A 12792-nucleotide genomic window follows, 5' to 3' on the forward strand; every position below is an offset into this window, starting at 1 on the left:
CTCCTCGACCACCGGGTGTCGGTGGTCGTCGGGTCAGCCCGTGGGCGGCGGGGTGGTCGGGCTCTCCGTCGGCGGCGTCGGGGTCTCGGTGGGCGTCTCGGTCGGGAGGGTGGGCGTCTCGGTGGGGGTCTCCGTGGGTGTCACCGGCTCCTCGTAGGCAGAGACGAAGATGAGCACGGTCGAGCCCTGGTCGGCTGTGCCGCGCAGGGGGACCTGGTCGACGACCGTGCCCTTGGGCTCGGTGGAGGTCGCGTCGATGCGCACGTCGGGGACGAAGCCCGCCTCGCGGATCGTGCGCTCGGCCTCGCCCTGCTTCATGCCGCGGACGTTGGGGACCTTCTCGGGGCCGTCGGAGTAGAACACCGTCACGGTGGCGCCCTCGGCCACGGACGTGCCGGCGGCCGGGTCGGTGCGCAGGACCTGGAAGCGGTCCTCGTCGGAGTCCTCCTCCTGGAACTTCACCGCGAAGCCGGCGTCGGCGAGCGTCTGGCGGGCCTCCTTGCGCAGGCTGCCCACGACGTAGGGCACCTCGACCTCGGGCTTGCCGAGGGAGAGGACGAAGCTGATCGAGTCGCCCGGGTCCTTGTAGGTGTCGCGGGCGGGGTCCTGGCTGATCACCAGATCGACCGCGACGGTGTCGGAGGGCTCACGGTCCACGCGGCCGACGCTGAAGCCGGCGTCGACGATCTTGACCCGGGCCTCGTCCTCGGTCAGCCCGACGAGGTTGGGCACGGCCTCGCGCTGGGGGGCGTCGTCGAAGAGCAGGTCGTTCATCAGGTACGCGCCGGCGACCAGGAGCCCGACGAGCAGCAGCCCGGCCAGCACCCACCAGCCCGTACGGCTCCGCGAGGGCTCGTCGCGTCGCGGCGGCGGCGCGCCGGCAGCGAGCGTGGTGGTCGACTCGCCCGGCGGGACCGGGGGGACGTACTGCGTCTCGGCCGGGGGCGGCACCACGGCGGGGGCCTGGATGGGGTGGCCGGCGAGGTAGCGCTCGATGTCGGCCTTCATGGCCGCGGCGCTCTGGTAGCGGTCCTCGACGCGCTTGGCGAGCGACTTCATCACGATCGCGTCGATCTCGGGGTCGAGCTGGTCGTCGTGGTCGGACGGCGGCGAGGCCGGCTCGCGGACGTGCTGGTAGGCGACCGCCACCGGGCTGTCGCCGATGAAGGGCGGGCGGCCGGTGAGCAGCTCGTAGAGCAGGCAGCCGGTCGAGTAGACGTCGGAGCGCGAGTCCACGGTCTCGCCACGGGCCTGCTCGGGGGAGAGGTACTGCGCGGTGCCGACGACGGCCGCGGTCTGGGTCATCGTCGAGGACGCGTCGGAGATCGCCCGCGCGATGCCGAAGTCCATCACCTTCACGTCGCCGGAGGGCGTGAGCATCACGTTGCCCGGCTTGATGTCGCGGTGGATGATCCCCGCGCGGTGGCTGTAGTCGAGGGCGGAGAGGACGCCCGCGGTGATCTCGAGGGCCCGCTCGGGCAGGATCTTGCGGCCCTCGCGGAGGATGTCGCGCAGCGTGCGACCCTCGACGCACTCCATGACGATGTAGGGCTGGGCCACGCCCGAGCCGTCGGTGGCCATCTCCTCGCCGGTGTCGTACGTCGACACGATCGCGGGGTGGTTGAGCGAGGCCGAGGACTGCGCCTCGCGCCGGAACCGCGCCTGGAAGGTCGCGTCGCTGGCCAGGTCGGTGCGCAGCCGCTTGACCGCGACGGTGCGTCCCAGTCGCAGGTCGCGTCCCTTGCGGACCTCGGCCATGCCGCCTCGCCCGAGGAGCTCCGCGAGCTCGTAGCGGCCGCCGATCAGTGTCGGCTCGGACTGGCTCATCCGTCCTCGTCCTTCCGGTCGGTGGTGCTGGTCCGCCGTGAGGCCGCGCTGGGCGATGCGCTGGCGCTCGGGCTGCTCGCGGTGGTCTCCGACGGCGTCTGCGCCGGGCTCTGCGAGGGCGTCGCCGCGGGTGACTGCGTCGGCGTCTCGGTGGGCGACGTCGACGGCGTCGGAGTCGGTGTCTCCGTGGGCGTCTCCGTGGGCGTCTCGGTGGGCGTCTCGGTCGGCGTCTGCGACGGCGACTCCGAGGGCGTCTCGCTCGGGGTCTCGCTCGGGGTCTCGGTGGGCGTCTGGGTGGGGGTCCGCGTCGGCGTCCTGGTCGGGCTGGGCCTCGGCGTCGTCTCGCTCTGCTCGGGGGTCTTCGGCGTCTCGTCGGTGGGCGCGTCGTCGCCGCGAGCGCCGAGCCAGACCGCGAAGGCGACGGCTGCCGCGACGGCCACCAGTCCGACGATCGTTGCCCACGGCACGGCGCGTCGTCGGCGCGGAGCGGGCTCGGTGGGCCCAGGTGCCGCGGCGGGAAGAGCGGCGGCAGGAGCAGCGGGTGCGGCGGCCGGCATCACCTGCGTGTGGGACTCGTCGGCCACCGCCGGCGTGACCGCGGTCGCTGCGGCAGCCGCTGCTGCCGCTCCGCCGACGGCCGCTCCGCTGACCGACGCGGGGTCGCGCAGCGCTCGGGCGAAGGCGGTGCCGTCGGAGAAGCGGTCGCCGGGCGCCTTGGCGAGCGAACGTCGTACGGCCCGGGCGAGGTCGGCGGGCACGGCGTCCGGCAGCTCGGGCACCGGGTTGCGCAGGTGGGCGATCGCCGTGGCGACCGGGGTGTCGGCGAGGAACGGCTTGCGGCCCGCCAGGCACTCGAAGGCGACCACGCCGAGGGAGTAGACGTCGGAGGCAGCCGTCGCGGTGCCGCCCTCGGCCTGCTCGGGGGAGATGTAGGCGGGGGTGCCCATCACCTGCCCGGTCTCGGTCAGGGCCATCCCGTCGGCGGCGCGCGCGATGCCGAAGTCGGTGACCTTGACCCGCCGGTCGGGGGTGACGATGAGGTTGGCGGGCTTGACGTCGCGGTGCACGATCCCGGCCGCGTGCGCGGCGCCGAGCGCGTCGGCTGCCTGGGCGAGCAGGTCCTGCGCCACCGCGGGGTCCATGGGCGCGCTGGGGCGGAGCAGCGCGGACAGCGGCTGGCCCTCGACGAGCTCCATCACGAGGTAGGGGCGCGGCGTGGCCGAGCCGTCGTCGGCCGTGCTCTCGCCGAAGTCGAAGACCGCGGCGACCCCCGGGTGGTGCAGGGCGGCGGCGTGGCGCGCCTCGGTCTCGAAGCGGGCCCGGAAGAGCGCGTCGTCGGCGTACTCGGTCTTGAGCACCTTCACCGCGACCGCGCGGTCGAGGGTGGTGTCGCGGGCCGCCCACACCTCGCCCATGCCGCCGGTGGCGATGCGCGACTCGAGGACGTAGCGGCGGGCGGGGTCGACGTGTCCTCCGGGCCGGAGGGCGGTCACGGGGCGATCACCGCCTCCATGATCGCCTTGGCGATCGGGCCGCCGAGCAGGCCGCCGGCGATCTCCTCGCGAGCGGTGTCGCTGGACTGCACCAGGACGGCGACCGCGACCTTGGGGTCGTCCGCCGGGGCGAAGGAGACGAACCAGGCGTAGGGCGGCCGGTCGGCGGTCGACTGCGCGGTGCCGGTCTTGCCCGCCACCTCCACGCCGGGGATCTGGGCCGGGGTCGCGGTGCCGGTGTCGACGGTCGCGACGAGCATCTTGGTGAGCTCCTCGGCCGTGGTGCTCGAGATCGCCTTGCTGATGCTCTGCGGGTCGGTCTTGTCGAGGACGGACAGGTTGGGTGCGCGGACCTCGTCGACGACGTAGGGGCGCATCACGTCGCCGTCGTTGGCGATCGCCGCGGCGACCATCGCCATCTGCAGCGGCGTGGCGGTGACGCTGGCCTGGCCGATGCCCGACATCGCGGTCTGCGGGGCGTCCATGTCGCGCGGGTAGAGCGACGTCGCCTGGCCGCCGAGGTCCTCCAGCGACGTGGCGTTGAAGCCGAACTTCTCCGCCTGCTCGGCCATCGCGTCGTTGCCGAGCTCGTTGGCGAGCGACAGGAACGTGACGTTGCAGGAGACCTGCATCGCCTGGGTCATGGTGATCCGGCGACCGCCGCAGTTGCCGCCGTCGTGGTTGCGGATGGTGGTCGAGGACTGCGGGAGCTTGAAGCCGAAGCCGCCGGGGACCATCGAGTCGGCGTCGTAGTTGCCCGACTCGATCGCGGCCGCCGCGGTGACCAGCTTGAAGGTCGACCCGGGCGGCAGGGTCGTGCCGATGGCGCGGTTGATGAGCGGCTGCGACTCGTCGGCGTTGAGCTTCTTGCTGAGGTCGGCGACGGCACCGAAGTCGTGGGAGGCGAGGTTGTTGGGGTCGAAGGTCGGCGTCGAGGCCATCGCCAGCACGCGGCCCGTGGACGGCTCGAGGGCGACCACCGCGCCCTGGGCGTCGCCCGGAAGGTTCTCCAGGCCCTCCCAGGCGGCGTCCTGCGCGGCGGCGTTGACGGTGAGCTGGACGTTGCCGCCCTTGGGGTCGGTGTTGCTGAGCAGGTCGACGAGCCGCGTGACGAACAGGCGCGAGTCGTCGCCGGCGAGCACGCTGTTCTGCGAGCGCTCGACGCCGGTCTGGCTGAAGAAGGCGAAGTAGCCGGTGATCGGGGCGTACTTGAAGGGCTGGGAGTAGGTGCGCTGGAACTTGTACTGGTCGTCGGACGGCACGCTGCGCGCGATCGCCTCCTTGCCGACCAGGATGGCGCCGCGCTCGCGGGAGTAGGCGGCCGTGATGACCCGGCGGTTGCGCGGGTCCTGCGACAGGTCGCCGGAGCGGACGTACATCAGGTAGGTCGCGTTGACCAGCAGCGCGAGGAACAGCAGCAGGCAGAAGACCGAGACGACGCGGATGGGCTTGTTCACCGCAGCTTCACCACCTGGGTGCTCTCGCTGTCGGCGGCCGACTCGTCGACCGGGTCGAGGCGGGGCGCGGGACGGCGGGCCTGGTCGGAGATGCGGAGGAGCAGCGCGATGACGACCCAGTTGGCCACCAGCGACGAGCCGCCGTAGGACAGGAACGGCGTGGTGAGGCCGGTGAGCGGGATCAAGCCTGTCACGCCACCGATGACGACGAAGACCTGGAGCGCGAAGATCGCCCCGAGGCCGACCGCCATGAGCTTGCCGAACCCGTCGCGCGAGATGAGGGCGATGCGCAGCGCGCGCTCCACGATCAGGCCGTAGCAGAGGACGATCGCCATGACCGCGGCCAGGCCGAGCTCCTCGCCGACGGTGGAGAGGATGAAGTCGGAGTAGGCGAACGGCACCCGCTCGGGGAAGCCGTTGCCGAAGCCGCGGCCGATCAGCCCGCCCCAGCCCATGCCGAACAGCGCCTCGACGAGCTGGCCGCTTCCGGGCGAGGCGTCGTAGTAGTCCATCGGGTGCAGCCAGAAGTTGAAGCGGTTCTGCACGTTGCCGACGAAGGAGTACGCCGCGAGCGCCCCGGCGGCGAACAGCAGCCCACCGACGACGAGCCAGCCCGGCCGCTCGGTGGCGACGTAGAGCATCACGAGGAACAGGCCGAAGAAGAGCAACGAGGAGCCCAGGTCGTTCTGCTTGACCAGGATCAGCATCGAGACCCCGAACATCGCCAGGATCGGGCCGAGGTCGCGACCACGCGGCAGGTCGACGAAGACCACCCGGCGTCCGGCCAGGGCGAGGGCGTCGCGGTGCAGGACGAGGTAGCCGGAGAAGGCGATGACCAGCAGCACCTTGGCGACCTCGCCGGGCTGGAAGGAGAAGCCGGCGACCCGGATCCAGATGTTGGCGCCGTTGATCGGCACGCCGATGCCCGGGAGGAACGGCAGCACCAGCAGGACGATGCCGGCCAGGCCGGACGTGTAGGTCAGGCGCTGCAGCGAGCGGTGGTCGCGCAGGAAGACCAGCGTGGCGACGAACAGGACCACGCCCAGCGTCATCCAGGTGAGCTGCTGGCGGGCGAAGGTGTGCTGGTCGAGGCCGTTGGCCTCGTAGGTGAGGTCGAGCCTGCGGAGCACCGCCAGGCCGAGCCCGTTGAGCGCCGCCACGAGCGGCAGCAGCACCGGGTCGGCGTAGGGCGCGACGAGGCGGACCGTGACGTGGGCCGCCACGATCAGGGCGGTCAGCCAGCCGCCGTAGCCGACCAGGTCGGCCGGCACCTCGCCCTCGACGCCCAGCCCGACGGCGGCGTAGGCGCCGATCCCGACCGCGAGCGCGAGGAGGAGGAGGAACAGCTCCGCGCCCCGGCGCCGCCGGTGCACGAAGCCCATGAGGGTCCCGGTCTGACTCATCGCGTCACCCTGCGTCGACGTCCTGGCGCGCGGCGTAGTTGTCCACGGTGAGCCGGGCCTCGTCGAGGTCGTCGGCCTCGATGCCCTCGCGGACCGTCTCGGCCTCGATGTCGCTGAGCCGGTCGAGGTCGACGTCGGTGACCTCGTAGACGTGGGAGAGGGACACGCCGGGGAGGTCGGCGTTGAGGCCGCGGAAGATCGCGACCTTGCCGTCCTGCTCGCCGACGTAGAACTGCTGCTGGCTCCACGACCACCCGGCGGCGAGCACGATCCACGCCAGGCCGGCCAGGACGGCGATCACCAGCAGTCGGCGCAACCAGCGGTGGCGGCCGGGGTCGCGGGGGGCGTAGCGGGCGGCCTCGGCATCGATCGGGTCGCCGGGGAACGCGCCCTCGGGCACGTCGCCGGGGACCGGCGGGATCTCACCGGTGTCGCCCGAGCGGTGGCCGCGGAACAGGCCACCGACGGCACCGGCGAGCGGCATCCGTCGGGGCAGGTCTGCCGCGGCACCGACCAGCAGCGGGGCGAGGTCCTCGGGCGGCGCCTCCTCGGCGACGTCGGCGACCAGGCAGGTGACGTTGTCGGTGCTGCCGGCCTCGAGGCTGGCGCGGACCATCTCGACGGCCGCGAAGTCGGGGGTGCCGGTGGAGAGGATGTCGGCCATCCGCTCCGGGGTGAGCGTGCCGCACGCGCCGTCGCTGCAGAGGAAGATCCGGTCGCCCACCTCGGCAGGGACCTCGAAGAGGTCGGGCTCCTCGTGGCGGATGCCGTCGAGCGCCTTGAGGATGAGGTTGCGGTGCGGATGGCTCCGCGACTGCTCCTCGGTGATGCGCCCCTCGTCGATGAGCGACTGGACGAACGTGTGGTCGTGGGTGAGCTGGCGCAGCTCGCCGCGCCGGTAGAGGTAGGCGCGGCTGTCCCCGATGTGGCCGAGGCCGAAGCGGGTGCCGTCGAAGAGCGCGACGGTCGCCGTGGTGGACGTGCCGTTGAGGCCGGGGTCCTCCTCGACGAGCTCGGCGATGCGGTCGTCGGCACGGTGGATGGCGCCGGCGACCTGGCCGAGGATGTCCTCGTCGGGCTCCTGGTCGAGCTTGCGCAGCGCCTGCACCGCCGTGCTGGACGCCAGGTCACCGCGTACGGCACCACCGACGCCGTCGCACACGGTCAGCAGCCACGGACCGGCGTAGCCGCTGTCCTGGTTCTCGCGGCGCACGCGCCCGACGTCGGAGATCGCGGAGTAGTGGAGGTAGAGGCTCACTTCCGCAGCTCCAGGATCGTCTTGCCGACCCGCACCTGCACGCCGAGCCCGATGGTGGTGGGCTGGGTGATCCGGACCGGGCCGACGTAGGTGCCGTTGGTGGAGCCGAGGTCCTCGACGAACCACTCGTCGCCGCTGGCCGCGACGCGGGCGTGACGGGTCGAGACGTAGTCGTCGTCGAGCTTGATGGCGGCGTCGCTGCCGCGACCGATGAGGAGCGGGGCGTCGGCGAGCTCGGCACGGACGCCGGGGTTCTCCCCCTCGACCACCAGCAGGTGGGTCGGGGAGCCGCGGCGCGGCTTGCGAGCCTTGCCGCCCCCGCGACGCTCGGGGGCAGGTGCTGCACCGCGCGCGGTCTCGGGGACCCGGGCGCCGAACATGTCGGAGCGGATCACCGAGATCGCGGACAGCACGAAGATCCAGAGGATGGCCAGGAACGCCACCCGGATCAGGAAGAGGGTCAGCTCAGACATTCCAGCCCCCGGCCTCGTCGCGTCCGCCGTCGATGCGCACGGTCATCTCGGTGTGGCCGATCCGGATCAGCGACCCGTCGCGGAGCCGGGCGCGGGCCACCTTGGTGCCGTCGACCAGGATCCCGTTGGTCGAGCCGAGGTCGACCGCCTCGACGCCGTCGATGGAGACCTCGAGCTCGAGGTGGCGCCGGCTCACGCCGGGGTCGTTGATCCGCAGGTCCGCCTCGGTGCCGCGGCCGATGACCAGGCCGGGCGGGCGCAGCGGGTGGCGGGTGCCGTTGACCTCGAGCGTGGCGTGGGAGGAGCGCGTGCGGGTGCGCTGGTCGTTGTCGGTGACGCTGGCCTGCGCCTTGCTGCGGATCCGGAACCGCCCGGTGGTGAGGTCGTCGGCGGACTCGAACGCCACCGAGATCGGGCCCGTGAAGACGTAGCCCTGGGCGTCGGCGTGGTCCTGCAGCTGGTCGACGAGGTCCTGCTCCAGCGCGCGGCCGAGACCGACGATGCGGTCGAGGTCGGCGGGGCTCAGCTCGACGTGGAAGTCGTTGGGCACGAGGCGGCGCTGCCGGCTGAGGACCTGCGCGTTGTTGTCGCACTCGCGCTGGAGCGCCGCGGCGATCTCGACGGGCTGCACCGCGCTGCGGAAGGCGCGGGCGAAGGCGCCGGAGATGAGCTGCTCGAGCCGCTGCTCGAAGCGCTGCAGGGCGTTCACACAGGCCTCCTCTCCTCGCGTTGGTGGACGCATCGTTGTGGTGGTCGTCGCGGTGGGCAGGCACGATCGACCGCCCGGCCGGTGCCAGCGAGCGTACCGGCCGGTCGGCCCCGCGCCACGCTGCCGCCCCGCCGGAAGGATCATCACCCCCTCTGGAGGGTGACGGCCCGCGAACCCGCACCGCGTGGGGGCGGCCGGGCGATTGGGAGTGCGCGCGAGCCGTGGGGTAGCCTGAGCCCGCTTCAAGCGCGAGTGGCGGAATAGGCAGACGCGCACGGTTCAGGTCCGTGTGTCCGAAAGGACGTGGGGGTTCAACTCCCCCCTCGCGCACCACACCACGAAGGCCCCGGACATCGTCCGGGGCCTTCGTCGTTCCTCGCTCAGTCCCGGTAGCGGTCGGCCACGAGGTCCTGCTGGTCGACGGGTGATCCGCGCTCGATCGTCCAGGCGAGCCGCACCAGGCCGGCGTGCGACCAGGTGAGCGGGGTGGCGGCCCGCGTCCCCTCACCGGCGGGGCAGCAGGCCGCACCCGTGGGAGCGCGTCCGTCCCACACCTGCTCGGAGATCATGTCCCCCGCGCCGGCGGCGGCCGCCATGGTCGCGAGGTACGCCGCCGCGTCCTGCCCGGCCGTCACGGCGTACTCGCCCCGCTCGCCGGTGAGCAGCGGCCAGCCGCGACCGAGCGTCGTGCCGGTGTCGTCCTCGGTGATGTCCCACTGGTCGCCGTCGCGCGTCTCGCCGTAGCCGTCGAAGCTGAACCGGTGCCAGAACGGGCCGTTCGGGGTGTCGACGCGCAGCTCGGAGTCCACCACCGGCAGCGTCGAGAGCACGTCGGCGTCGTCGGCGGGGAGCAGGCCGAGGCGCACCAGGTCGAGGAAGCTCGGGTCGACGACCCGGCGCTGGTCGACCGCGGACGGGCCGCCGTCGCCGATGCCGTACTCGGTGCCGGTGTCGGGGCGACCGTTCTTGGTCAGCCGGAGGAAGTACGGGCTGTCGCTCAGCGGGCCGGTGGACGTGACGGTCCACCGCTTCACCCGCGCCTGCCACCGGTCGGCGAGCCGCAGCCAGCGCCGGGCCGAGGCCCGGTCACCGTTCTTCCGGGCCAGGTCGGCCGCGCACACCAGGCCGGCGACCTGCGCCGCGATCGTGCTGGGGGAGTAGCCGGACTGGTTCTCCCAGCGCTCCTGCGGTGAGTACGGCGCCCGGCGTCCGGTCTCCTCGTCGCGGAACCCGGCGAGGAAGTCGGCGGCCTTCTTCACCCCGCGGTAGGTGCGCGGGCCGTCGCGGCCGACGAGGTGCGCCAGGACGATCGGCAGCGCCACCTCGTCGAGCTGGAGCTCCGACCAGACCGGCGTGCCCCCGACATCGGAGTTCTGCGGGAACGAGCCGTCTGGCAGCTGCTGGACGTCGAAGAGCCAGTCGACGGTGCGACGGGCCGCGGCGCGGTCGCCCATCGCCCAGAGCGCGGTCCCGAACTGGTAGGAGTCGCGCGACCACACGAGGTGGTAGGCGCCGGAGGGCGAGGAGAGGTCCTTCACCTCGTCGCCCCACACCCACGGCGCGGAGGGGGACGCGACGAGCGCACCGGGGTTGAGCTTGTCCTCGGCGGCGGCCAGCACGAGGGCGGAGGCGAGGTACTGCCGGCGCACCGCCGCGGCGCTGTCCGGCACGCGCCTGAGCGTGCGCAGGTAGCGGTGCCAGCCACGGTCGTAGCGCGCAGCCGCCGTCCGGGCGCCGGCGCGGGCGGTCGTCGTCGCGGTGCGCACGGCACCGCGCCCGGCGTCGCCGAAGCCCAGCACCACGGTGGCGCGCTGGTCGCCCGGCAGGCCGGTGACGCCACGGACGCGGCCGGCCTGGACGACGTTGCCCGGCCCGGCCACGCGTCGACCGGGTGTCAGCCGGTGGTCGTCGTCCAGGTCGGCCCAGGCGTCGTCGCGGCCGAGGATCCCGGTGCTCGTGCGGTCGAACCGCGGCCGCGAGACCAGCGCCGAGGCGACCCGGTCGGAGCCGTCCGTGGCCACGAGGGCGTTGCCCATCGATCGGCCGGAGTCGTCCATGCCGGAGTTGGCGAGGGCGGGGTCGTGGACGGCGTAGAGCTGGTAGCGGCCGCCGTCGAGCGACTCCAGCCGCACCCGGACCACCAGGGCGTCGCGAGCCGGGTCGGTGACGTACTCCTGGGTGAGGCGGTACTTGCCGGACGCCGCCGTCGCGACCTGCTGGAACCGCAGGCTGCGCTCGTCGGGGCGCGTGGTGACGACCTCCATGTCCTCGGACGCGCGGTCGGTGAAGGTGCGCCCGTCGGTCACGACCAGCTCGAGCACGCGGGTGCTCGGCGTGGAGAGGTCGGGGTAGAAGACCTCGCTGACGCGGCCGTCCTGGAGGGTGAACCACACGTTGCTCCGGCGGGTGCGCGCCGTGCCGAACCCGGCCTTGTCCGCCTCGGTCCACGTGCTCTTCGTGCCGCGCGGCGGCGCGACGCGCTCCGCCGCCGCGGCCGACGCAGGAGGTGGTGCTGCGAAGGCCGTGGCCACCAGGCCGAGGACGATCGGACCGACGAGCGTGCGCAGTGCCATGGGGGGCCTCCCGGGATCGACTCATCCCGTCGTACTCCCGTGCGGTGCCGAGCAGCCACACCCCCGCGGGTGCCCGTACGACGGCCGCCACGCATCCAGACTGGGTCCCATGACCGCGCCGACCGAGTCCTCCAGCGACGACGAGAGGTGGCTGGTGGTCGACGGGCGGCGCTGGCGGCGCACCGACCCGGCGATCCCGGACGACGCACTGGAGCGGCTGAAGTCGCACCTGGGTCGCGGCAGGTCCGGCGTACGCACGGCGGGCTCGGAGGCCGAGCTGGCGGCCACCCGGCACCGGACCCGGCTGGCGAAGGTCGGGCTGGGGGAGCGAGGCGCGCCGTGGTGGGAGCAGACCGACGCCGAGCGGCGGCAGCGCTGGGAGTCGGCCCTCGTCGAGCTCGATGCATTGGACGAGTAGGCGTCGCGCGCAGACTTCGAGGGACCGCTGGGGGCACGGGTGATCCGTGGGGCGATACTGCGCGACGTGATCGAGGAGCAGCACGAGCAAGCACCGCAGCCCAGCGCCGCGGGCCTCGCCGAGCCGATGCGGTCGCGCTGGAGCGCGAGCGTGTACGACGACCGACACCGCCTCACCGACACGGAGGTCGAGACCCTGCTTCGCGCCGCGCAGTGGGCGCCGAGCGCCGGCAACAGCCAGCCGTGGTTGTTCTTCGTCTGCGTGCCGGGCACCGCCAACCACGACCGGCTCGTCGCCACGCTGAGTCGCGGCAACTCCAGCTGGGTGCCGCGCGCGTCGGGCGTCTTCCTCACCGCCGCCCATGTGCACTCGGGCGAGGACGCCGATGCGCCGGCGTACAGCGACTACGCCCTCTACGACGTCGGTCAGGCCGCGGCTCACCTGACCCTCCAGGCCCGGTCGATGGGGCTGCACGCCCACCAGTTCGCCGGTTTCGACCACCACGTCCTCGCCGAGTCGCTTGGCGTACCGGCGACGCACCGGCTGCTCACCGGCATCGCGGTCGGCGTGGCGGGCGACCCGGGCGACGTCGACGAGCGCACCGCGGCGCGCGACCACCGCGACCGGGAGCGCAGGCCGCTCGAGGAGTGGGTGCGGCACGGCCGCTACGAGGCCTGATCCGGACCTGCGCCGCGGACCGTGGTCCGTGCCTACTCTGGTCAGGGAGCGAACGACGAGGGAGGGAGCCATCGTGAAGCACCTGGTGCTCGGACGTCGGCACCTGCCGATCTCATCGGCATGGCTGTTGCCGGTCATCCTCTCCGCGATCCTGCTGGTCCTGGTGTCGGCAGCGGCGGCGGCGGCCATCGAGACCCGGACCGTCGACGGCTTCTGGCGGGGCCTGTGGTGGTCGACCAGCCTGATCACCACGGTCGGCTTCATCGGTGAGGCTCCCGAGACGACGGCGGGCGCCCTGCTCTCGGCACTCCTGATGATCGTCGGGTTCCTGACGCTGGCCTTGGTCAGCGCGTCCCTGGCCGCCCTCTTCGTGCGCGAGGAGGAGCTCCCGACGCGCGAGGAGGAGTCGTCGAGGGAACACGAGGTCCTCGACGCGCTCGAACGGTTCGAGCGTCGTCTCGACGCGATCGAGGCGAGGCTGGGGCCGCCCGGGACCTGACGGG

General features: G+C 73.0%; 11 protein-coding genes and 1 tRNA gene. 4 read left to right on the top strand and 8 right to left on the bottom strand.

Translation table 11 applies throughout. The annotated features are described in order from the left end of the window. Window positions 1–33: 33 nt before the first annotated feature. From pknB to ASC64_RS18845, 7 genes are read right to left on the bottom strand one after another with little or no spacing between them, the layout of a single operon-like run. Window positions 34–1827: a Stk1 family PASTA domain-containing Ser/Thr kinase gene (pknB, locus tag ASC64_RS18815; RefSeq protein ID WP_056909091.1), complete on the bottom strand. Its 1794-nt coding sequence runs from the start codon at window positions 1825–1827 to the stop codon at window positions 34–36. Then, window positions 1824–3320, bottom strand: a complete 1497-nt coding sequence (locus tag ASC64_RS18820; RefSeq protein ID WP_056909092.1) for a serine/threonine-protein kinase — start codon at window positions 3318–3320, stop codon at window positions 1824–1826. The genes pknB and ASC64_RS18820 overlap by 4 nt, the downstream gene beginning before the upstream one ends. Continuing rightward, on the bottom strand, window positions 3317–4777 hold the full coding sequence (locus tag ASC64_RS18825) for a peptidoglycan D,D-transpeptidase FtsI family protein (protein ID WP_056909093.1): 1461 nt from the start codon (window positions 4775–4777) through the stop codon (window positions 3317–3319). Before ASC64_RS18825 ends, ASC64_RS18820 begins: the two co-directional genes overlap by 4 nt. Beyond that, complete coding sequence (locus tag ASC64_RS18830; RefSeq protein ID WP_056909094.1) at window positions 4774–6180, bottom strand: FtsW/RodA/SpoVE family cell cycle protein; 1407 nt, start codon at window positions 6178–6180, stop codon at window positions 4774–4776. Before ASC64_RS18830 ends, ASC64_RS18825 begins: the two co-directional genes overlap by 4 nt. Window positions 6181–6184: 4 nt before the next feature. Continuing rightward, window positions 6185–7438: a PP2C family protein-serine/threonine phosphatase gene (locus ASC64_RS18835; protein ID WP_056909095.1), complete on the bottom strand. Its 1254-nt coding sequence runs from the start codon at window positions 7436–7438 to the stop codon at window positions 6185–6187. Next, window positions 7435–7911: an FHA domain-containing protein FhaB/FipA gene (locus ASC64_RS18840; protein ID WP_056909096.1), complete on the bottom strand. Its 477-nt coding sequence runs from the start codon at window positions 7909–7911 to the stop codon at window positions 7435–7437. Before ASC64_RS18840 ends, ASC64_RS18835 begins: the two co-directional genes overlap by 4 nt. Continuing rightward, complete coding sequence (locus ASC64_RS18845; protein WP_156385294.1) at window positions 7904–8620, bottom strand: FhaA domain-containing protein; 717 nt, start codon at window positions 8618–8620, stop codon at window positions 7904–7906. The genes ASC64_RS18840 and ASC64_RS18845 overlap by 8 nt, the downstream gene beginning before the upstream one ends. A gap of 246 nt (window positions 8621–8866) precedes the next feature. Between ASC64_RS18845 and ASC64_RS18850 the strand changes: the two genes are divergently transcribed. After that, a tRNA-Leu gene (locus ASC64_RS18850) sits at window positions 8867–8953 on the top strand. 47 nt (window positions 8954–9000) lie between these two features. On the opposite strand, the gene ASC64_RS18855 is transcribed toward ASC64_RS18850, so the two are convergent. Next, window positions 9001–11193: a glycoside hydrolase family 15 protein gene (locus ASC64_RS18855; RefSeq protein ID WP_082550638.1), complete on the bottom strand. Its 2193-nt coding sequence runs from the start codon at window positions 11191–11193 to the stop codon at window positions 9001–9003. 109 nt (window positions 11194–11302) lie between these two features. On the opposite strand from ASC64_RS18855, the gene ASC64_RS18860 reads away from it, so the two are divergent. The 3 genes from ASC64_RS18860 (at window position 11303) to ASC64_RS22405 (ending at window position 12788) form a co-directional block, all read left to right on the top strand. Then, on the top strand, window positions 11303–11611 hold the full coding sequence (locus tag ASC64_RS18860) for a hypothetical protein (protein ID WP_056909098.1): 309 nt from the start codon (window positions 11303–11305) through the stop codon (window positions 11609–11611). A 66-nt stretch (window positions 11612–11677) separates the two neighbouring features. Further along, the gene (locus tag ASC64_RS18865; RefSeq protein ID WP_235563826.1) at window positions 11678–12289 is read left to right on the top strand and encodes a nitroreductase family protein; all 612 of its coding nucleotides are present in this window, start codon (window positions 11678–11680) and stop codon (window positions 12287–12289) included. Window positions 12290–12362: 73 nt separating this feature from the next. Then, window positions 12363–12788 carry an ion channel gene (locus tag ASC64_RS22405; protein WP_056909099.1) on the top strand — a complete coding sequence of 142 codons (426 nt, stop codon included), beginning with the start codon at window positions 12363–12365 and terminating at the stop codon, window positions 12786–12788. The last annotated feature ends 4 nt before the right edge of the window (window positions 12789–12792 follow it).

Source organism: Nocardioides sp. Root122 (genome assembly GCF_001425025.1).
Lineage (GTDB): Bacteria > Actinomycetota > Actinomycetes > Propionibacteriales > Nocardioidaceae > Nocardioides.